The sequence below is a fragment of the Xanthomonas cucurbitae genome (genome assembly GCF_002939885.1).
GTDB classification, from domain to species: domain Bacteria; phylum Pseudomonadota; class Gammaproteobacteria; order Xanthomonadales; family Xanthomonadaceae; genus Xanthomonas; species Xanthomonas cucurbitae.
The window spans coordinates 33,886-53,204 of sequence record NZ_MDED01000009.1 but is presented as its reverse complement, the minus strand read 5'-3'; the positions used below and the strand labels follow the sequence as shown (position 1 = coordinate 53,204).

At 65.7% G+C, this 19,319-nt stretch carries 20 protein-coding genes; 10 read left to right on the top strand and 10 right to left on the bottom strand.

Going from position 1 to position 19,319, the window contains the following annotated elements; all coding sequences use genetic code 11:
• Window positions 1–299 precede the first annotated feature (299 nt).
• The 4 genes from motA to XcuCFBP2542_RS06815 all read left to right on the top strand — a co-directional run bounded on the left by motA (window position 300) and on the right by XcuCFBP2542_RS06815 (window position 3,311).
• A complete protein-coding gene (motA, locus tag XcuCFBP2542_RS06830) occupies window positions 300–1,154 on the top strand; it encodes a flagellar motor stator protein MotA (protein ID WP_104602849.1) in 855 nt (284 codons plus the stop codon).
• Window positions 1,155–1,164: 10 nt separating this feature from the next.
• Window positions 1,165–2,322, top strand: a complete 1,158-nt coding sequence (motB, locus tag XcuCFBP2542_RS06825) for a flagellar motor protein MotB (protein ID WP_104602848.1) — start codon at window positions 1,165–1,167, stop codon at window positions 2,320–2,322.
• 147 nt (window positions 2,323–2,469) lie between these two features.
• Window positions 2,470–3,018, top strand: coding sequence for a hypothetical protein (locus XcuCFBP2542_RS06820; protein ID WP_104602847.1), 549 nt, complete (start codon window positions 2,470–2,472; stop codon window positions 3,016–3,018).
• Between the two features lie 8 nt (window positions 3,019–3,026).
• Window positions 3,027–3,311 (top strand): DUF4031 domain-containing protein, encoded by a 285-nt coding sequence (locus XcuCFBP2542_RS06815; protein WP_104602846.1) that lies wholly within the window; start codon window positions 3,027–3,029, stop codon window positions 3,309–3,311.
• Between the two features lie 280 nt (window positions 3,312–3,591).
• On the opposite strand, the gene XcuCFBP2542_RS06810 is transcribed toward XcuCFBP2542_RS06815, so the two are convergent.
• Window positions 3,592–4,140, bottom strand: coding sequence for a DUF6630 family protein (locus XcuCFBP2542_RS06810; RefSeq protein ID WP_104602845.1), 549 nt, complete (start codon window positions 4,138–4,140; stop codon window positions 3,592–3,594).
• Window positions 4,141–4,305: 165 nt separating this feature from the next.
• Here XcuCFBP2542_RS06810 and XcuCFBP2542_RS06805 point away from each other — a divergent pair, with 165 nt between their 5' ends.
• On the top strand, window positions 4,306–4,560 hold the full coding sequence (locus XcuCFBP2542_RS06805) for a DUF3297 family protein (protein WP_104602844.1): 255 nt from the start codon (window positions 4,306–4,308) through the stop codon (window positions 4,558–4,560).
• A gap of 42 nt (window positions 4,561–4,602) precedes the next feature.
• Here XcuCFBP2542_RS06805 and XcuCFBP2542_RS06800 read toward each other — a convergent pair whose 3' ends face one another.
• The 4 genes from XcuCFBP2542_RS06800 to XcuCFBP2542_RS06785 form a co-directional block, all read right to left on the bottom strand.
• On the bottom strand, window positions 4,603–5,364 hold the full coding sequence (locus tag XcuCFBP2542_RS06800) for an ABC transporter permease (RefSeq protein WP_104602843.1): 762 nt from the start codon (window positions 5,362–5,364) through the stop codon (window positions 4,603–4,605).
• Window positions 5,361–6,305 carry an ABC transporter ATP-binding protein gene (locus XcuCFBP2542_RS06795; protein ID WP_104602842.1) on the bottom strand — a complete coding sequence of 315 codons (945 nt, stop codon included), beginning with the start codon at window positions 6,303–6,305 and terminating at the stop codon, window positions 5,361–5,363. The genes XcuCFBP2542_RS06800 and XcuCFBP2542_RS06795 overlap by 4 nt, the downstream gene beginning before the upstream one ends.
• 485 nt (window positions 6,306–6,790) lie before the next feature.
• Entirely contained in the window at window positions 6,791–8,428 is a 1,638-nt protein-coding gene (locus XcuCFBP2542_RS06790) for a Na+/H+ antiporter (RefSeq protein ID WP_104602841.1), read from the bottom strand.
• Between the two features lie 289 nt (window positions 8,429–8,717).
• A complete protein-coding gene (locus XcuCFBP2542_RS06785) occupies window positions 8,718–9,287 on the bottom strand; it encodes a hypothetical protein (RefSeq protein ID WP_249027620.1) in 570 nt (189 codons plus the stop codon).
• 482 nt (window positions 9,288–9,769) lie between these two features.
• Here XcuCFBP2542_RS06785 and XcuCFBP2542_RS06780 point away from each other — a divergent pair, with 482 nt between their 5' ends.
• Window positions 9,770–10,327, top strand: coding sequence for a fasciclin domain-containing protein (locus XcuCFBP2542_RS06780; protein WP_167526961.1), 558 nt, complete (start codon window positions 9,770–9,772; stop codon window positions 10,325–10,327).
• 337 nt (window positions 10,328–10,664) lie between these two features.
• Here XcuCFBP2542_RS06780 and XcuCFBP2542_RS06775 read toward each other — a convergent pair whose 3' ends face one another.
• The 5 genes from XcuCFBP2542_RS06775 to XcuCFBP2542_RS06750 form a co-directional block, all read right to left on the bottom strand.
• Window positions 10,665–12,110 carry a UdgX family uracil-DNA binding protein gene (locus XcuCFBP2542_RS06775; protein WP_104602840.1) on the bottom strand — a complete coding sequence of 482 codons (1,446 nt, stop codon included), beginning with the start codon at window positions 12,108–12,110 and terminating at the stop codon, window positions 10,665–10,667.
• Window positions 12,097–12,360 carry a hypothetical protein gene (locus XcuCFBP2542_RS19800; RefSeq protein WP_211292982.1) on the bottom strand — a complete coding sequence of 88 codons (264 nt, stop codon included), beginning with the start codon at window positions 12,358–12,360 and terminating at the stop codon, window positions 12,097–12,099. Before XcuCFBP2542_RS19800 ends, XcuCFBP2542_RS06775 begins: the two co-directional genes overlap by 14 nt.
• A 397-nt stretch (window positions 12,361–12,757) precedes the next feature.
• Window positions 12,758–14,002 (bottom strand): putative DNA modification/repair radical SAM protein, encoded by a 1,245-nt coding sequence (locus tag XcuCFBP2542_RS06760; RefSeq protein ID WP_104602839.1) that lies wholly within the window; start codon window positions 14,000–14,002, stop codon window positions 12,758–12,760.
• A 114-nt stretch (window positions 14,003–14,116) separates the two neighbouring features.
• A complete protein-coding gene (locus XcuCFBP2542_RS06755; RefSeq protein WP_104602838.1) occupies window positions 14,117–14,923 on the bottom strand; it encodes a DODA-type extradiol aromatic ring-opening family dioxygenase in 807 nt (268 codons plus the stop codon).
• 29 nt (window positions 14,924–14,952) lie between these two features.
• Entirely contained in the window at window positions 14,953–15,363 is a 411-nt protein-coding gene (locus tag XcuCFBP2542_RS06750) for a DoxX family protein (RefSeq protein ID WP_104602837.1), read from the bottom strand.
• A 107-nt stretch (window positions 15,364–15,470) separates the two neighbouring features.
• On the opposite strand from XcuCFBP2542_RS06750, the gene XcuCFBP2542_RS06745 reads away from it, so the two are divergent.
• The 4 genes from XcuCFBP2542_RS06745 (at window position 15,471) to XcuCFBP2542_RS06730 (ending at window position 19,212) form a co-directional block, all read left to right on the top strand.
• On the top strand, window positions 15,471–16,367 hold the full coding sequence (locus tag XcuCFBP2542_RS06745; protein ID WP_104602836.1) for a LysR family transcriptional regulator: 897 nt from the start codon (window positions 15,471–15,473) through the stop codon (window positions 16,365–16,367).
• A gap of 93 nt (window positions 16,368–16,460) precedes the next feature.
• Window positions 16,461–17,030, top strand: coding sequence for a flavodoxin family protein (locus XcuCFBP2542_RS06740; protein ID WP_104602835.1), 570 nt, complete (start codon window positions 16,461–16,463; stop codon window positions 17,028–17,030).
• Between the two features lie 261 nt (window positions 17,031–17,291).
• The gene (locus tag XcuCFBP2542_RS06735; protein WP_104602834.1) at window positions 17,292–18,287 is read left to right on the top strand and encodes an aldo/keto reductase; all 996 of its coding nucleotides are present in this window, start codon (window positions 17,292–17,294) and stop codon (window positions 18,285–18,287) included.
• Window positions 18,288–18,516: 229 nt separating this feature from the next.
• On the top strand, window positions 18,517–19,212 hold the full coding sequence (locus tag XcuCFBP2542_RS06730) for a glycosyltransferase (protein ID WP_104602833.1): 696 nt from the start codon (window positions 18,517–18,519) through the stop codon (window positions 19,210–19,212).
• Window positions 19,213–19,319: the final 107 nt, after the last annotated feature.

The window sequence follows — 19,319 nt, the reverse complement described above, 5'->3', positions numbered from 1 at the left end:
GGCCATGTCGATCGCGTCGCCAATGCGGCCAGGCCAACGCTGGAAGGCCGCAGTTCGCCCGCCCGGTTGCAAGGGCGGCGCCCGGCACGTGCTTGCCGAGGCCTGGCGCAATCGGTACGGCAGGCCTGTCGGCGTCGCAGCTGCGGGCGCCGGTGCCGGACGACGGCAAGAGCGGCCATCGCCTGCATGAGGCCGCTGCGACACTCGTGCATTGGTTCAGTTGCGCGACACCTGCCGCTTCAAGAATCGGCGGCGCAAGCCGAAACCACTAGTACCCCCCGTCCGTGTCTGGCTGCGCCATGCTCATCATCGTTGGCTTCATCGTCGTCATCGTCAGCGTCCTCGGCGGCTACGTGCTGTCGCATGGAAAGCTGGGCGCGTTGTGGCAACCCTACGAATTGATGATTATCGGCGGCGCGGCGTTGGGCGCGTTCCTGGTCAGCACCCCGGGCAAGATCGTCAAGGAGACGCTCACCGGCATCATGGGCGTGTTCAAGGGCCCGCAGTACAGCTCCGACGACTACAGGGCCACCTTGAGCCTGATCTACGAGCTGTTGAACAAGGCCCGCCGCGATGGCTTCATGGCACTGGAAGACCATGTCGAAAGGCCCCAGGACAGCACCATCTTCGGTAACTATCCCAAGGTGGTGGCCGACCATCACCTGCTGGACTTCATCACCGATTGCCTGCGCCTGATGATCGGCAGCAACATCGAGCCGCACGAGCTGGAGCCGCTGCTCGAACTGGAACTGGAAAAGCATCACCACGAAGCCCTGGCGCCGGCGCACGCGCTGAGCAAGGTCTCCGACGGCCTGCCCGGCTTCGGCATCGTGGCCGCCGTGCTGGGCATCGTGATTACCATGGGCTCGATCGGCGGGCCGATCGAGGAGATCGGCAAACACGTCGGCGCCGCGCTGGTCGGCACGTTCCTGGGCATCCTGCTGGCGTATGGCTTCGTGTCGCCGCTGTCGGCGGCGATGGAAGCGCGCGCCGAGCAGGACGGGCGCATCTATGAGGCCGTCAAGACCGCGCTGCTGGCCTGCCTGCGCGGCTACAACCCGAAGATCGCGCTGGAGTTCGCCCGCAAGACCCTGCCGTCCAATGTGCGTCCGAGCTTCGGCGATTTCGAAACGCACCTGAAGACGATCAAGTAGGACCGCGGTCATGGCCGAGGGCAAATCCACCGTCATCATCCGACGGGTCAAGAAGGTGCAGGGCGGCGGCCATCACGGCGGCGCCTGGAAGGTGGCCTTCGCCGACTTCGTGACCGCGATGATGGCCTTCTTCCTGGTGTTGTGGCTGATGGCGGCCACCACCAAGGAACAGCGCGCGGCGATCTCCGAATACTTTCGCAACCCCAGCCCACTGACCGGCAAGTCGCCGGCGCCTTCGCCCGGCATGAGCGGGCCCGGCGGCGCCAGCACCTCGATGATCAAGCTCGGCGGCACCGCCGACATGGCCAAGGGACAGAAGGACGAAATGGGCCGCAAGCGCGACAACGCGGCCGACACCGACACGGACAGCCGCGCCAAGGACAAGCGGCGCCTGGAAGCGCTGATGCAGGACCTGAAGGAAGCCATCGACAAGAGCCAGGCACTGGAGCCGTTCAAGGACCAGCTGCTGCTGGATCTCACGCCCGATGGCCTGCGCATCCAGATCGTGGACAAGCAGAACCGCCCGATGTTCGACATCGGCCGCGACCAGCTCAAGCCGTATACGGTGGCGATCCTGCATGAGCTGTCCAGCTTCATCAACCAGGTGCCCAACCACATCAGCATCACCGGGCATACCGACATCACCGCCTACAGCAGCGACGCCGGCTACACCAACTGGGAACTCAGCGCCGATCGCGCCAATGCCGCACGCCGCGCGCTGGTGGGTGGCGGCATGGAAGATGCCAAGGTGACCCGCGTGGTGGGGCTGTCTTCGTCGGTGCTGTTCGACCAGACCGACCCGCAGAACCCGGTGAACCGCCGCATCAGCATCGTGGTGATGACCCAGGACGCCCAGCGGGCCGCGCTGGCCGGCGCCGGCCAGGGCGTGGCGCTGGGCAAGCCGACCCCGGATGCGGACACGCAGGTGCCAGACCTGAGCGGCGCGCCGGCCACCGGCACCGCCACCGTCGAAAAGCCGACCGCAGGCGCGGTGCCGACCGCCACCGCAGCAACACCGGCAGCGACTGCCGCCGCCACCCCGCGCACTGCCGCACCACGGGTGTCCTCCAGCGCCCAGGTGGCCTCTGCCGCCGCACTCGCCAGGGCAGCCGAAGCGGCCGTGGCCGCGCCGCAGGTGGCGGTGGACACCTCACCGTCCGCGCAATGAGCCGCCGCCCCGGCCGCTGACACAGGCGGCGCCCGCCGCCGGAACGGGGAGATTTCTCCGTTCTGTGTCCGTGCCGCCACGCGGCGCGCAACGCATCGTGTGGTGCACGCTCTAGAATGACCGACCATTCCCAGCGTCGAGAACACCGTGTCCCGCAATTCCAAGGCCAAGCGCGACAAGCGCAAGAAGCAGCAGCCCAAGCGCCCCTTCGTCCGGCTGGGCCAGGCGCCCCAGATCACCAACCATGCCGTGTTGCAGGATGCCGACGGCCGCGTCGTGGCCGCCATCGGCCTGCAGGACGACAGCGAGTGGATGCTGTCCATCGGCGGCCAGACCATGGGCAGCGCCGACAACCCGGTGCCCATGCTGGCCATGCTCAAGCACCTGGCCAACCTGCAGGAAGCCGAGGGCAAGACCATCACGCTGGAGTATTCGTTCCAGCTGCAGCAGATGATCGACGACCTGGCCGCCGAGGAAAGCCAGACCGCGGAGGAATACCTGACTCAGCTGGTGGAAGAGTTCCAGAACGCCGATGCCGATGAGGAAGACACGAACGACGCGGACGACGAGGACGAAGACGCAGCTGGCGACGAAGCGGGCAGCGCAGACGACGCGACCGTCGACAGCGCAACCGACGAAGCGGCCGACGCCGACAGCGCCGACAAGCATCCCAACACCGCCAACAAGCAGGCCTGACCCGGCCGATGGCCGTCTACATCGACGATGCAGTGCAGCTATGGCGCGACCAGCGCTGGGCGCATCTGCTAGGCGACACGCTGGACGAGTTGCATGCCATGGCGGCGCGGCTGGGCATTCCTCGCCGCGCCTTCCAGAACAAGCTCAGCGGCGCGCACTACGACGTGCCCGCCCCGCTGCGCGCCGAGGCGATCGCCCTGGGCGCCATCCCCATTTCCCGCCACACCGACCGCGCACGGCTCAAGGCATTGATCGCCAATGCACGGGCGCAGGCGCGGGGTGAGCTGCCGTGAATCGGGAATCGGGAATGGGGAATCGTAAGAGCGGGGGCGTCGTGGGCTGCGGTGTCCTTGAAAAAGCCCGGTACGGAGTGCTTTTACGCAAGAACGTCATGGCGTAGCGGCACCTTTCGTTTCACGTTCCGTCGTTCAACACCCATGCGATGCAGCTGCGGCAAAAACCCTGCACCAGTTGCGGTGACGGCGCATTGCACACAAAAAACCACCCCCATACCCCAAATCACTCGGGAACCGCTCTTGCGATTCCCGATTCCCCATTCCCGATTCCCGTCACTCAGAACGCCTCATTGCCCAGGCGCACTTCCACACCCAGCAACGAGGTCAGTGCCAGCATGGCGTCGTCGTCGCGGCTGAGGGCCATCCAGCCGGCGTAGGCATCGCCGCCGGTGTTCCAGTTCCACAGCGAGTAGCCGTGCTCGCGCAGGCGGTCGAAGGCCACCGCCATCAGGTCGGGCACGTCGAGCTTGCCGGCGAAGTCTTCGTCGTCCAGGTCGCCGCCCCAGTCGATGCGCAGGTTCCAGCGCGCGCTGAGCTCGTCGATGGCGGCGATGAACGAATCGGTGTCCTTCCAGTCGACATAGAAGCCCGAGCGCCAGTCGATCACGTCCTTCAGCGTCCACAACCAGGCGTCATCGCCGTCGTCGGCTGCACCGGCCTGTGCCTCGCGCCAGGCGTCGAACTGAGCCAGGGCGGTGTCTTCGTCACCCGGGTTGATCAGCACCAGCAGGTTCCAGACCCGCGCCGGATGATCGTCCACATCGTCTTCGTCGCCTTCGGGCTGCAGGCCTTCGTCGTCTTCGTAATCGGCACTGTTGTCGGGCATGGCGGTCTCGCTCCAGGATTGCAGGTGCGAAGTGTGAGGCCTGACGCCGCGCAAGCAAACCAGGCTCCCGCCTGCATCGCCCACGGCGGGGCTGGTCTTCCCGGCGCAGGCCCGTATCCTGTGCGGCCGAAGACCGCCATCCCGGTTGGTCATGACGCCTTTCCCATGAGCGATACTCCTCCCGATCACCTGGCCATCGATGCACGCAGCCCGTTCCACGATGCCGATGCCCTCAACCGTGGCGTCGGCGTGCGCTTCAACGGTGTCGAACGCGACAACGTGGAGGAATACTCGGTCAGCGAAGGCTGGATCAAGGTGCAGGTCGGCAAGGCCCGCGACCGTCGCGGCAACCCGATGACGACCAAGGTCAAGGGCGAGGTGGTGGCGTATTACCTGGACACCAAACCGGCCACCGAGTGAACCGCGCATGGCGGTTCCGGCGCTGCCTGGGCCGCAATCGCCTCAGGCCTTGAGCCGATAGCCGCTGCGGAAGATCGCCGCCACCACGCCCAGGCATACCACCAGAAACAGCAAGGTCATGCCGGTGCTCACCGCGATGTGCACGTCGGCCTTGCCATAAAAACTCCAGCGGAATCCGCTGATGAGATAGACCACCGGGTTGAACAAGGTGACCTTCTGCCATAGCGGCGGCAGCATGCTGATCGAATAGAAGCTGCCGCCCAGGAAGGTCAGCGGCGTCACCACCATCAGCGGAATCACCTGCAGTTTCTCGAAGCCATCGGCCCAGATGCCGATGATGAAACCGAACAGGCTGAAGGTCAGCGCGGTGAGCACCAGAAAGCCTAGCATCCACACCGGATGGGCGATCTCGTAGGGCACGAACAGCCGCGCGGTGAGCAGGATCAACAGCCCCAGCATCACCGACTTGGTGGCCGCCGCACCCACGTAGCCGATCACGATCTCCCACCACGCCACCGGCGCGGACAGCACCTCGTAGATCGTGCCGGCCCAGCGCGGCATGTAGATGCCGAACGAGGCATTGGAGATGCTCTCGTTGAGCAGCGACAGCATCACCAGGCCGGGGATGATGAAGGCGCCGTAGCTGATGCCGTCGATATCACCCATGCGCGAGCCGATCGCCGCACCGAACACCACGAAGTACAACGAGGTCGACAACACCGGCGAGGCGATCGACTGGGTGAGCGTGCGGAAGGCGCGCGCCATTTCGAACCGGTAGATCGCGGCAATCGCGTGCAGATTCATGCGCGCACCTCCGCGTTGCGTGCGCCATGCACCAGATTGACGAAAATCTCTTCCAGCGAACTTTCGCTGGAATGCAGGTCCTTGAAGTCGATTCCGTGCTCGTTGAGCCGGCGCAGCACCACGCCGATGCCGGTCTGCTCGGCCTGCGTATCGAAGGTGTAGATCAGGCTGTTGCCATCGGCCGACAGTTCCAACGGCAGGTCCGCCAGCGTGGCCGGCACTGCCTGCAGCGGCGATTGCAGGCTCAGCGTCAGCTGCTTGTTGCCGAGCTTGCGCATCAAGGTGTGCTTGTCTTCCACCAGCACCAGCTCGCCGCGGTTGATGACACCGACACGGTCGGCCATGTCTTCGGCCTCTTCGATGTAATGGGTGGTCAGGATGATGGTGGTGCCCTGTTCGCGCAGCCGGCGCACCATCTGCCACATGTCGTGGCGCAGCTCCACGTCCACCCCGGCGGTGGGCTCGTCCAGGAACAGGATGCGCGGCTCGTGCGCCAGCGCCTTGGCGATCAGCACGCGCCGCTTCATGCCGCCGGAAAGCGTGGAAATCTTGTTGTGGCGTTTGTCCCACAGCGACAGCTCGCGCAGGATGGTTTCCAGGTACTGCGGGCTGGCCGGCTTGCCAAACAGCCCGCGGCTGAAACGCACCGTGGCCCACACCGTTTCGAACGCATCGGTGGCCAGTTCCTGCGGCACCAGCCCGATGCTGGCGCGCGCGGCGCGGTAGTCGCGCACGATGTCATGGCCATCGGCCAGGACGGTGCCGGTGCTGGGGTTGACCAGCCCGCAGACGATGCTGATCAAGGTGGTCTTGCCGGCACCGTTGGGACCAAGCAGCGCGAAGATCTCCCCGCGCTGGATCTGCAGATCCACCTGCTTGAGCGCCTGGAAGCCGCCGGCGTAGGTCTTGCTCACTCCCTGGATGGAAACGATGGGTGTCATGGGCTCTGCACGGCAACGATGAGCGCCACAGGGTAGGCGGCGCGCCGTGACGATGGGAGGGGGTCTGGTGGGATAGTGTCTCCCGACCCAGGATTTACTGGGTGCCTGCTGCCCACCGGACAACACCCGCCGCTGCGCGCCGCGTCCGCTCAGCGGCTGCGATGCCCACGCGCGATGTCGTAGGAGCGCACCGGGGCGCGACGAAGCTGTCCAGAGAACGCCGCTCGCGCCCAGGTGCGCTCCTACAGCGGCCGTGATCATTTCGCCGGGTGCCTGCTGCCTACCGGACAACACCCGCCATTGCGCAGCGCGTCCGCTCAGCGGCTGCGATACCCAAATCCTCCTATCGCCCGCGATGTCGTAGGAGCGCACCAGGGCGCGAGAGGCGTTACCGGTGCGTCGCGTCGCGCGCCCAGGTGCGCTCCTACAAGACACGGCGCCACTGCTCCGGCTCTTCCGATTCCCCATTCCCCATTCCCGCGCGCTCACGCGCGCTTGCGCGACTCGATCAGGTCCAGGTTGCGCACCAGCCGCCGCGACAGGTCGTCGGAAATCTCGCGCCGCCGGGCCAGCTTGAACAACTCGTTGCGCTCGGCCACCAAGGCGGTGTGGCGGAACTGGCGCAGGGCCTGCTCGTAGGCGCCAGCTTCTTCCGGATCGGTCTCGGCCATGTCCACCGCGCCCAGCTTGCGCTGATAGCGCTGGCTGACCTGGTTGGCGGCAGCGTTGTAGCGCTCGGCATGCGCGCTGTCTTCCACCAGCCGCTGGCGCAGCTTTTCCACCGCGTCCAGCGCCGCCTGCGAGGCTGCCTTGATGGCCAGGTCTTCCTTCTGCTGCTCGTCTTCTTCTTCCGGCAACTCCAGCCCGCGCAACAGCTGCGGCAAGGCGACGCTGGCCACCAGCAGCGACACCAGGATCACCGAGGCCGCCAGGAAGATCGCCAGCTGGCGGGCGGGAAAGGGCGTGCCGTCCTGCAGCACCAGCGGCAGGGTCAGCACGCCGGCCAGGGTGATCGCCCCGCGCACGCCGGCCAGCGACACCGCCACCACGATCCGCCATGGCGGGCTCACATGCTGCTCGCCGCGTCGCTGCGCCTTGAAGATGTTCCAGCGCAGCGACAGGAATACCCACACGAACCGCAACGCCATCAGGCTGGTGCTGATGGTTGCCACATACACGGCCAGCCACCACGGATTGAGGTGCCCGGCCTCCTGCACGCTGCGCACTGCGCCATCCAGGATACCCGGCAGCTGTTCGCCCAACAGCACGAAGATGATGCCGTTGAAGGTGAACTGCACCGTGTCCCACACCGCCGAACGCTGTAGGCGCATATTGCCCGGCGCATTGCCGGCCATTTCCACGTAGCTCATGGTGATGCCGGCGGCCACGGCGGCCAGGATACCGGAGGCATGGAAGGCTTCGGCCAGCAGGTACGCCGCAAACGGGTTGAGCAGATTGACCAGGATCGCCGAACCGGGCTCTTCGCCGAAATGCCGCCAGATCCAGGCCTGGATGCGGCTCAACCCGAAGGTGGTGGCAACGCCCAATCCCAACCCGGCCAAGGCCACCCACAGGAAGGTCAGCGAGGCGGTGGCCACCGAGAACGTGCCGGTGAGCACGGCGGCCACTGCGAACTGGAAGCACACCAGGCCGGAGGCGTCGTTGAGCAGCGACTCGCCTTCCAGGATATGCATCAGGCGCTTGGGAATCGGCACCTTGGAGGCGATCGAAGAGACTGCCACCGGATCGGTGGGCGACACGATCGCCGCCAGCGCGAATGCCACCGCCAACGGCATCGCCGGGATCAGCCAGTGAATCAGGAAGCCGGCACCAATGACGGTGAAGACGACCAGCCCCAGCGCCAGCTCCAGGATCGCCGCCTTGTCGCGAAACAGGCCTTGCTTGGGGATGCGCCAGCCATCGAGAAACAGCAGCGGCGGCAGGAACAGCAGGAAGAACAGTTCCGGTTCCAGCTCGTGCCCGGCATCGAACACACCCGAGACCACCGCGCCAAGCGCGATCTGGACCAACGGCAATGGCAGCGAGAACGGCAGGATACGGATCAGGTAACCGCTGGCCGCGACCGCCAGCAACATGGCGAGGACGACATCGATCGAATGCATGCAAAGCCCGGAAGATAAAGATGGCGCGCGCCGCATCGGCCTGGGCGACAGCGGACAGCGCACCCACGGGACCATACCGGTTTGCAACCGGTGATGAAACCACCGGTGCCGCACGCGCCGCACCTGGCGTTGCTTGTGCATTTGGAAGCGCAGGCGTCATCGGCATGCCGACGTTGGCATCGCATGCTGTGCTTTCAACCACCCACGACTGCCGCAGCCCGGCAGGGTCATGCGGCGGTGTGCTGACTGGATGGATCGCCTGGCCGGACTGCTGCGCCCGGCTGCGCGATCAGCTGTGCCGAGCGGGCCTGTGTCCGGTCTTCTTCGCAGGCAGCGCGGCCTGCACCGGGACCACGAAGGTGGCCTCATGCAGGACCCGCTTGGAATCGTAATGGCTCACTGTGACCTTGACCGTCTTGACCTGCTTGGCAAAGGCGAACGGCCACTGCGCCTTGGTCATTTCCTGGCCGACCTTGCGGCCATCGACATCCTGCACCAGCGCGATATCCACCGGATAGCTGCCTGAACCAACGTTCTGCGAATCGTGCGCATCGACCATGCCGAGGTGGGCTTTTGAGAACGCCAGCGTCGACGGCCCACCATCCTTGAAGTTGGCGCTGTCGTCGAAGCCCAGATTCTTGTAGCTGTATGTCAACACCACCACCTGTGTGGGAATCCAGGCGCCGCCACCGTCATCGCGAATCCTGACCTTGGCAACGCGCACCGAATCGACGCTGAACTCCCACTCGCCCGGAACACGCCATTGCTGGTGGGGCCGATAGTTCACAGCGGCAGGCGCCTGCACAGCAGCTGTTGGCCCCGGCGCTACAGCCGCAGCCTGCGTGACACCGGACAGCATCAAGCACCCGGTAGCCAGGCAGGCGGTGAGAACTGGCGCGATAGCGCGCGGTGTAATCGACGTCATTGCGTGCAGCCCTTGTTCGATGTGATTCGTCGCGCAGTGGCACTGCGCCGTTGGATGTTGCCGATTGGCCACACACGCGAGCCATCCATGCGAGTTTGCACCCTACGAGATGGCGATCCATGTGTGGTGTACGACATTACGTTCGGCTTGCTGACTGCAGCTTGATGGAAGCGAAGATTGGTACGACTTTTGGAGTCCTTCAGCTGTGTCAGCTGCACGGCGACCGCGCGCATCGGCACGCGCTGCACCGCACCTGTCTCGCCGTCTCATCAGGTGCAATAGGCGTACGTCGTAGCGAGCCCAAGCGATCACTTCATTATGTAAAAACCACGTGATGCATCCGGACGGCATCTGCCGGCGTATCAGGATCTACGGTCGCCACCCAGGCGCCCGCCTACCCAAAGGATCGCTGCCTCATGAAGACCTCGTTGAAGTCGCTTGCCATTGCCACCGCCATTGCCCTCACCACCGCAACGGCGCCGGTCTATGCCGCCTCCAACCCGATGGTGGGTGGTGCGCCGATGCTGGTCACCAAGGACATTGTCGATAACGCGGCCAACTCCAAGGATCACACCACCCTGGTCGCCGCAGTCAAGGCCGCAGGCCTGGTCGAAACCCTGAAAGGCCCGGGCCCGTTCACCGTGTTTGCACCCACCAACGCGGCCTTCGCCGCATTGCCGGCCGGCACCGTGGACACCCTGTTGAAGCCCGAATCCAAGCCCACCCTGACCAAGGTGCTGACCTACCACGTCGTACCGGGCAAGGTGGATGCAGCGTCGCTGATCGCAAAGATCAAGGCCGGCGGCGGCAGTGCCAAGCTCACCACCGTGCAGGGCGAATCGCTCACCGCCAAACTCAACGGCAAGAAGGTCACCCTGACCGATGCCAAGGGCAACACCGCCAACGTCACCATTGCCGACGTCGTGCAGAGCAATGGCGTGATCCACGTGATCGACAAGGTCCTGATGCCGTAAGCGCTGCGCTCGCCCGGTCAGCGCGACCGGGCGGGCGGGCAGTCCAGCAGACGGGTAACGTGTCATGCAGGGGCGCCCCGGCCCGCGCGATGCGTCATTGGGATGCCTTACCGCATGCCTGGACGCCCCTGCACCTCGGCGACAACTGCGCTGCGCGTTGGCCGACCTTGCCTTGCGCAAGAGCCAGCCGCCGGTGTCGTCAGCATCACCGCGACGCCGCGTACCGCAACGCGTGACAGGCCGCTGGCTCCTTTGGTGTCAATGGAACTGCGACACCACGCGCATGCGCCTGCACGCGCTTTTCTGGTTTTTTCGGCAGGACCTTCCTGCTGGTGTCCTACGCGCCGTTGGCGCCATGCGGTGGCACTGCGTCGGGTGCCGCAAGCAGTTGGCGCAGATCCTCCACGAAGCGCCGATATCCCTCCTCCCGCGCCGACTCCGATTCCTGCCGCAGCACCCAGGATGGATGCACCGTGGTCAGCACCGGTGTGCCGTCGTCCAGGCGTAGCCACTGCCCGCGCTGCTGCATCAGCCGGAACGTGCTGCCCAGTACCGCCTGTGCTGCGGTGGCGCCCAGGCAGACGATCTGCGCGGGACGCAATTGCGCGCGCTCGGCCTGCAACCAGCCGCTGCACGCCTGCACATGCGTGCGCTCGGGGTTGCGATGCAGGCGGCGCTTGCCGCGTTGCTCGAAGCGGAAGTGCTTGACCGCATTGGTGAGGTAGAACGTTCCGCGATCCACGCCCAACTCGCCCAAGGCCATGTTGAACAGGCGCCCGGCAGGCCCGACGAAGGGACGCCCGCTCAGATCCTCTTCATCGCCGGGCTGCTCGCCGATCACCATCACCGCTGCATTCTCCGGCCCTTCGCCGAACACGGTCTGGGTGGCCGGCTGCCACAACGCGCAGCGCCGGCAATCGCGCGCGGCCGTGCGCAACTGCGCGATGCTCTGCGCCGGCTCGGCGGCAGCGGGGATGGGAGCCACCGGCACCCGCCGCCGTACCGGCTCGGGCGCACGCTCGGCCATTTCGCGCACGCGCACGCCGGCCTCGCGGATCAGCTCCGGCAACAAGGCTGCTTCGGGCAGGTTCTTCCAGTATTTCTGCGGCATTTCCTGCCGCATCATGGTGGGATTGAGCCGCGCCGGATTGAAGATGTGCGCATAGTAGGTGCGCCACAGGGTTTCCTGCGCATCGTCGGCCGGCACCTGCGTGCGCACCGCCCCCTCGCCGAACGCCAGGGCCTGACCATCCCAGCGTACGCTGCGATACGGGGTCAGGATCGCCCAGCGCATGCCAGCAAAGCGCCGCGCAAAGAACGGGGCAACGCGGTCCACGATGTGATGTTCCGGCTCGAACCAGGCCACGAAGTCTTCGTCTTCGCCAGGCAGCCGGCGAAAGCGCACGAACGCCTTCATCTTGTGCGTATCACGCTGCACCGCCTTCTGCCATTGCCGCAAGCGATGCACGTCCACATCGGTGGCGCGCTCCAGCAGCGCCTTCTCGCCCGAGGCAATCCGCCACAACAACCGGTACAACACCGCGTGCCGCTGCGGATCGCGATGGCACAGCACCGATGCGGCCAGCTGCATGAACTCCGCCGACACCCGTGGCGGTGCGGCCAGCACCGGCAATTCCAACATCCCCTGCCCCATCAGCAACCCACCCTGCGCCCCGCCATTCCACGCCACATGGTCCGGCTCCACCTGCGCACACCACCCCGCCCGCGCCAACGCACGCCACGCCTCGAAACTCCACGCAGGTTCCACCTCAGCGCTGAACATCGCTCACACCACACTCCATAAAGACAAACGCCATCAAGTCCTGTTGCTGGTGCCGTTGCTGGTGCCGTTGCTGGTGCCGTTGCTGGTGCCGTTGCTGTTGCCGTTGCTGTTGCCGTTGCTGTTGCTGTTGCCGTTGCTGTTGCCGTTGCCGTTGCTGTTGCCGTTGCCGTTGCTGTTGCTGTTGCCGTTGCTGTTGCCGTTGCTGTTGCTCTTGATCTCGATCTCGATCTTGATCTTGATCTTGCTTCACCCTGTCGCCTTAAAGCGAGCCGAGCACCGCAGTCATGCGTGGCCGAAGAGGCGCCCTTGTTTGAGCGAAGCGAGTTTGGGCGCCGTGCCGCGCATGGCGAGGAGCGCAGGGGACCGGTGCGGCTGTATCGCACCGGATCGCGTCGGCGACAACGGTTTTGGTGACTTTTGCCAAGACAAAAGTCACTCGCGCCGCAGGCGCGAAAGCCTTGCACTTGCACTTGCTGTGCCTTGCACTTGCTGTGCCTTGCACTTGCTGTGCCTTGCACTTGCTGTGCCTTGCACTTGCTGTGCCTTGCACTTGCTGCGCCCTACACTTGTTGCGCTCCGCTCCGCACCCACCCCCTTCAACCGCAGCAACCATCACCCGCACATCGCACACGCATCCCGCCCACACCTCAATCAAACAACCCCGCCTGCCGAGGCGCCGGCGCCAACTGCGCCCGTAGCCGCACCGGATCATCCAGGCGCTGCCGCGGATGATGATCCAGCACACTCACGAACGGCAGCAGCTTCTTCATCGGCACCCGCAACCGCGCCAGATCGCCCACGCGCAGGCGTGCATGCCGGCGCGACAACAGCAGCCGCTCCACATTGCGCGTCCCCAGGCCCGGCACCCGCAGCAGCATCTCGCGCGGTGCCTGGTTCAGATCCACCGGAAAGCGCTCGGGATTGCGCAACGCCCAGGCCAGCTTCGGGTCCACGTCCAGATCCAGCATGCCGCTGGACTGCGCCGGCGCGATCTCTTCCACGCTGAATTCATAGAACCGCAGCAACCAGTCGGCCTGGTACAGCCGATGCTCGCGCTGCAGGGGCGGCGCCTGCAGCGGCAGCTTGGAGGATGCATCCGGAATCGGGCTGAAGGCCGAGTAATACACCCGACGCATGCGGTAGTTGCCGTAGAGATTGTGGCTGGTGTCCAGGATGCTGCGGTCGTTGGCATCGTCGGCGCCAACAATCATCTGCGTGCTTTGCCCGGCCGGCGCAAACCGCGGCGGCTTGGCGCGACGCACGGTTTCGGCCTTGCGCTCGAGCTGGTTTTCCTCGATGCGCCAGCGCAGCTCACCCATGGCCGAACGGATGCCGCCCACGCTTTTTTCCGGCGCCAGTTGCGTCAGGCCCTGCTCGGTGGGCAGTTCAACGTTGATGCTCAGGCGGTCCGCATAGCGGCCGGCCGCAGCCAGCAGGTCCGGCGCGGCATCGGGAATGGTCTTGAGATGGATATAGCCGGCGAAGTGATGCTCTTCGCGCAACTGCCGCGCCACTTCCACCAGCTGCTCCATGGTGTAGTCGGAGTTGCGGATGATGCCGCTGGACAGGAACAGGCCTTCGATGTAATTGCGCTTGTAGAAATCCAGCGTCAGCGTGACCACTTCTTCCGGCGTGAAGCGCGCGCGGCGCACGTTGCTGGACACGCGGTTGACGCAATAGGCGCAATCGAACACGCAGAAGTTGGTCAGCAGGATCTTCAACAGCGACACGCAGCGGCCATCGGGCGTGTACGAGTGGCAGATACCCATGCCCTCGGTACTGCCGATACCGCCGGTACCCAGCGAATTGCGCGTGTTGGCGCCACTGGACGCGCAGGACGCGTCATATTTGGCAGCGTCGGCGAGGACGGCGAGCTTGTCGAGGATTTTCACGCGATCAGCATGTGGCCATGGCGTCTCAGCCTATGAGACTGCGACGCAGCCAATCGTGAATGCTTCAGCGCGTGCCGGTGCAGCCGCTGTCACGGCCACACCGGCTGCGCCCGCTCACGCAGCAAGTGCGGTGTTGCCGTCGAAGCGGTAGAGGTCCATGGCCAGAAAACCGTGGTCGATACCGGCATCGATGCGCTGCGCGCCTAGCTGTTCGCTCCCGGCGGCACCCATCGCCACATACAGCGGCAGCAGGTGTTCGTCGCTGGGATGCGCGCGCGCAGCAAACGGTGCCTGGCGACGGTAGTCGAGCAAGGCCGGGACGTCGTCGTCCAGCAGCTTGCGCTCGGTCCATTCGATGAAGGGCCGCACGTACGGCGCTTCGCGCTCGGCGTGATAGCCGTGATGGAAGTCGTGCAGGTTGTGGGTGATGCTGCCGGAGCCGATCACCAATACCCCTTCCTCGCGCAACGGTGCCAGTGCACGCCCCAACGCGAACTGATGGGCCGGGCCGAGTTCTGGCTGGATCGACACCGACACCACTGGAATCTCCGCCGCCGGATACAGCAGCCGCAACGGCACCCACACGCCATGATCGAAGCCGCGCTGCGGGTCCAACTGCGGATGCAGCCCGGCCTGCTCCAGCCGCCGCACCATCTGCTGCGCCAGTGCAGGCTCGCCGGGCGCCGGATAGCTCAGCGCATACAGCGGTGCAGGGAAGCCGCCAAAGTCATGCAGGGTGTCTGGCCGGGCCGCGCCGCTGACCAGCGGGCGACGCCCCAGCCAGTGCGCACTGGCCACGACGATGGCGCGCGGCTGCGGCAACAGCTGACGCAGTTCCTCCAGCCTTAGCCCCAGCTGCCCTGGCTGCAGGGCCGTCATCGGCGATCCATGCGAGATGTACAGCGATGGCATGCGAAGCATGAGTGTCTCCTCGATAAGACCAGCAGGGTTCAGCGCGCCGGCTTCAGCGCAAACGCGCCATCGCCCAGCAAGGACTGCACGATCAGCAACACCGACCACAGCGCCGGGTATTCCCAGCCGCCGCCCGGGTTGGAGAAACCGAACCCGTTGGCGCCATGCACGCTGACGATGGTGCCCAGCAGCAGCGGCACACCCAGCAGCGCCGCCCAGCGCGCCCGGATTCCCAACAGCAACGACACCCCCAGGCCCAGTTCCAGCACCATGCTGACGTAGGCCACTGCCGCGGGCAGGCCCAGCGAGTGGAAATAGGCCACGGTGCCGGCTGGCGTGAACACCAGCAGCTTGGTCAGGCCGTGGACCAGGAACAGCACACCCAGGCTGATGCGCAACAGCGCCGCGCCGTAGGCGGCAGTGCCTGGGAGGACAGGTTTGATGGACATGACAGACACTTCGTTGAGGACAGCCACAGCGTATTAGCGACGAATTTTCTGATAAATACGCAATTTTCGGATAATTTATTGCATCCAAAGCAAAAATATGGAAAGTCATGGACACCCTGGATGCGATGCGCGTGTTTACCGCCGTGGCCGAGCGCAGCGGCTTCAGTGCCGCCGCTGCCGCGCTGGACCGCTCCACCGCCAGTGTCACCCGGCAGATCGCCGCGCTGGAACAACGCCTGGGCACGCGCCTGCTCAACCGCACCACGCGCCGGGTCAGCCTGACCAGCGCCGGCACCGCCTACTACCAGCGCTGCCTGCAGTTGCTGGCCGACCTGGACGACCTGGAAGCCACCATCGGTGCGCAGGCGCTGGAGCCGTCCGGGGTGCTGCGGGTCAATGCGCCGGTGAGCTACGGGATCGAGCGCCTGGGCGCGTTGCTGCCCGGCTTTCGCACCCGTCACCCGCAGGTGGAACTGGACCTGTCGCTGTCCGATCGTCTGGTCGACATGGTCGAAGAAGGCTTCGATGTCGCCATCCGCATCACCCGCCAGCCGGCGCCGATGCTGATCGCGCGGCAACTGGGCAAGGTCAGGCTGCTGGCCTGCGCGGCGCCGGCCTATCTGGAACGCGCCGGCACCCCAAAGCACCCCGCAGACCTGGCCGGCCACGAATGCCTGCTTTATCACTACTCGCCCACCGGCGACGTCGTGCGCTTTCACGGGCCGGACGGCGATATCGAGGTGCGCGTGCACGGTGGGCTGCGCGCCAACAATGGCCATGTGCTCAACGCCGCGGCGCTGGCCGGCCAGGGCATCGTGATGCAACCGGATTTCCTGGCCGACGCGCACCTGGCCAGCGGCCGCCTGGTGCGCATCCTTCCCGAGTACGAGCTCGGCGATATCGGCATCTTCGCCGTGTACGCCAGTCGCAACCACCTGGCACCGAAGGTCCGCAGCTTCATCGATTACCTGGTCGAGCACCTGGCCGACCCGGCGCCCGGCTGAACGGCCCGGACAACGGGTCGTCCCGCCTGCGGTCATTCTCCTGTCGCGGCGGGTGTGCCCACAATCCGGTTCCCCCCATCTGCAGGAGTGTCCATGAGCAAGATCGCCATCGTGTATTTCAGCGGTTATGGCCATACCGCCAAGCAGGCCGAAGCCGTGCATGCAGGCGCCGCCAGCGTGGGCGAGGCCACGCTCTACCGGATCGACCAGGATGGCAACCTGCCCGACGGCGCCTGGGAAGCCATCGGTGCCGCCGATGCCATCATCTACGGCAGCCCTACCTACATGGGCGGTGCGGCATGGCAGTTCAAGAAGTTTGCCGACGACAGTTCCAAACCGTGGTTTGCGCAGGCATGGAAGGACAAGGTTGCCGCCGGCTTTACCAACTCCGCCTCGGCCAACGGCGACAAGTACGCCACCATCCAGTACCTGTGGACCCTGTCCCAGCAACACGGGCAGGTCTGGGTCGGCACCGGCCTGCCGCCGTCCAACACCAAGGCGCACGGGCCGCAGGACGTGAACTGGACCGGCGGCTGGGGCGGCGCACTGGCCATTTCGCCATCGGATGCCTCGCCAGAGGAGGCGCCGCGTGCGGGCGATCTGGAAACTGCCCGGTTGTTCGGCAAGCGCGTTGCCGAATTCGCCAACAAGCTCAGCGGCTGAGCCAACACACCTGCGCGCGCAGGCGTGTCTGACGCAGGCGCGCGCGGTGGCTGCTCACGTTCGCGTTGCCCGCGTGGGCCGGCGCCCTGGCCCACGCGGGTGGTCGATGCGTTTACGGCGGCGAGCCTGTCTGCAGACAACACGCGATGCACTCCTTCACCGTCACCTCGCGACGCGTTTATGCCGTCGCGATCGAACCACAGCACGCTAACGCACCCCACACCACCCTGCCCGCCTGCCCTGCCGCACGGAGCCTTCCGCATGCAAACTCGTACCCTTGGCCGTTCCGGCCCCACCGTTTCCGCACTTGGCCTGGGTTGCATGGGCATGAGCGCGTTCTATGGCGATCGCAGCGATGAAGCGGCGTCGATCGCGGTCATCCATCGCGCGCTCGACCAGGGTGTCAGCCTGCTCGATACCGCCGACATGTACGGCCCACACACGAACGAGGTACTGGTCGGCAAGGCGATCGCCACGCGCCGGCACGAGGTCTTCCTGGCCACCAAGTTCGGCATCAAGCTCGATCCGGACAACCCGCAAGCGCGCGGCATCGATGGTAGACCGGCCTACGTGCAATCGGCCTGCGAAGCCAGCCTGCGTCGCCTGGGCGTAGAGCACATCGACCTGTATTACCAGCATCGCGTCGACCCTAACGTGCCGATCGAAGACACCGTGGGGGCGATGTCGCGCCTGGTCGAACAGGGCAAGGTGCGCTTCCTCGGCTTGTCCGAGGCGGCGGACACCACCATTCGCCGTGCGCATGCGGTGCATCCCATCACCGCCGTGCAGACCGAATATTCGCTGTGGTCACGCGAGCCGGAACACAACGGTGTGTTCGCCACCGTGCGCGAACTGGGCATCGGCTTCGTGCCGTACTCGCCGCTGGGGCGCGGTTTTCTCACCGGTGCGTTCTCTTCACCCGACGACTTCGATGCCGACGATTACCGCCGCCATTCGCCGCGTTTCCAGGGCGAGAACTTCACCCGTAATCTGCAGCTGGTGGAGCAGGTCAAGACGATCGCCGCCGACAAGGGCATCACGCCCGGGCAACTGGCCCTGGCCTGGGTGCTGGCACAGGGTCAGGACCTGATACCGATCCCTGGCACCAAGCGCCTGGCCTATCTGGAAGAGAACCTCGCCGCGCTCGACGTGGCGTTGATGCCCGACGAACTGGCGCGCATCGATGCGATCTTTCCGCCACAGGCCGCTTCCGGCACCCGCTACCCGGAAGCGGCCATGGGCACGGTGCATCGCTGACGATCGCCGCCTGGCCGCCACGACGAGGCGGCCAGGCATTCGGGGCCAGGCAGTGTTTTCCAGGCACGGACACACCAGGCCTTGCAACCGGTCTGCTGATGGCGGCCGTTGCGCTGTCTATCTGGATCTCGCCTGCACCGCGCAGTGGATCAGCACGCTGGCCACTTACTCACGCTAACGCATCGCCGCCGTCCGCACACTTGCCTTCTCCTTTCCACCGGCCGCACCCATGCTGTCCTTCGTGATCCCCGCCCACGACGAAGCCGCGCTGATCGGCGAAACGCTACACGGCCTGCATGCCTGCGCGCAGGCAATGCAGTTGGACTACGAAGTGATCGTGGTGGCCGACGCCTGCGAGGACGACACGGCCGCCATCGCCCGCGCCAACGCTGCTCAGGTGCTGGAAGTGCAGCTGCGGCATATCGCCGCCACCCGCAACGCCGGCGCGCAGGCCGCACAAGGCGAGCGCCTGCTGTTTCTGGATGCCGACACCCAGGTCAACGCGCAGGTGGTCGGTGCAGCACTGCAGGCGCTGGATGCCGGCGCAGTGGGCGGCGGCGCGCAGGTCCACCTGCATGGCAAGCGCGTCTGGCTCGAACGCACTGCGCAGGCCATCTTCGGCTGGCTGTTCCGCATTGCCGGCATCGCGCCGGGGTGCTTTCTGTTCTGCACCCGCGTGGCCTTCGTCAGTGCAGGCGGCTTCGATGTGCGCTACTACGCCGGCGAAGACGTGGCCCTGAGTCGCGCGCTGGCGCGCTGCGGACGCTTCGTGATCTTACGCCAGACCGTGCATACCTCCGACCGCAAGTTGCGCAGTTTTTCCAAGCGGGAACACCTCGGGTTGCTGCTGCGCTTTCTCTGGCGCGGGCGAGGCATGCTGCAAACGCGCGATGCGCTGGGCTTCTGGTATCAGCGGCGGCGCTGAACCGGGCGTGTCCATGGCGGGCGGTCACGCATCGGTGCCTGCCCTCGAATCGGGACGTAGCACCGCAAGCCACCTACACTGCCGCTCTTGTTCCGGTTTCGAGCTTC

Coding starts and splice junctions, on each gene's coding strand:
- XcuCFBP2542_RS06745 (WP_104602836.1), top strand. CDS start 15,471: ATGGACACCCTGGATGCGATGCGCGTGTTTACCGCCGTGGCCGAGCGC.
- XcuCFBP2542_RS06805 (WP_104602844.1), top strand. CDS start 4,306: ATGAGCGATACTCCTCCCGATCACCTGGCCATCGATGCACGCAGCCCG.
- XcuCFBP2542_RS06810 (WP_104602845.1), bottom strand. CDS start 4,140: ATGCCCGACAACAGTGCCGATTACGAAGACGACGAAGGCCTGCAGCCC.
- XcuCFBP2542_RS06730 (WP_104602833.1), top strand. CDS start 18,517: ATGCTGTCCTTCGTGATCCCCGCCCACGACGAAGCCGCGCTGATCGGC.
- XcuCFBP2542_RS06750 (WP_104602837.1), bottom strand. CDS start 15,363: ATGTCCATCAAACCTGTCCTCCCAGGCACTGCCGCCTACGGCGCGGCG.
- XcuCFBP2542_RS06755 (WP_104602838.1), bottom strand. CDS start 14,923: ATGCTTCGCATGCCATCGCTGTACATCTCGCATGGATCGCCGATGACG.
- XcuCFBP2542_RS06780 (WP_167526961.1), top strand. CDS start 9,770: ATGAAGACCTCGTTGAAGTCGCTTGCCATTGCCACCGCCATTGCCCTC.
- XcuCFBP2542_RS06790 (WP_104602841.1), bottom strand. CDS start 8,428: ATGCATTCGATCGATGTCGTCCTCGCCATGTTGCTGGCGGTCGCGGCC.
- XcuCFBP2542_RS06785 (WP_249027620.1), bottom strand. CDS start 9,287: ATGCTGTCCGGTGTCACGCAGGCTGCGGCTGTAGCGCCGGGGCCAACA.
- XcuCFBP2542_RS06815 (WP_104602846.1), top strand. CDS start 3,027: ATGGCCGTCTACATCGACGATGCAGTGCAGCTATGGCGCGACCAGCGC.
- XcuCFBP2542_RS06735 (WP_104602834.1), top strand. CDS start 17,292: ATGCAAACTCGTACCCTTGGCCGTTCCGGCCCCACCGTTTCCGCACTT.
- motB (WP_104602848.1), top strand. CDS start 1,165: ATGGCCGAGGGCAAATCCACCGTCATCATCCGACGGGTCAAGAAGGTG.
- XcuCFBP2542_RS06795 (WP_104602842.1), bottom strand. CDS start 6,305: ATGACACCCATCGTTTCCATCCAGGGAGTGAGCAAGACCTACGCCGGC.
- XcuCFBP2542_RS06740 (WP_104602835.1), top strand. CDS start 16,461: ATGAGCAAGATCGCCATCGTGTATTTCAGCGGTTATGGCCATACCGCC.
- XcuCFBP2542_RS06800 (WP_104602843.1), bottom strand. CDS start 5,364: ATGAATCTGCACGCGATTGCCGCGATCTACCGGTTCGAAATGGCGCGC.
- XcuCFBP2542_RS06775 (WP_104602840.1), bottom strand. CDS start 12,110: ATGTTCAGCGCTGAGGTGGAACCTGCGTGGAGTTTCGAGGCGTGGCGT.
- motA (WP_104602849.1), top strand. CDS start 300: ATGCTCATCATCGTTGGCTTCATCGTCGTCATCGTCAGCGTCCTCGGC.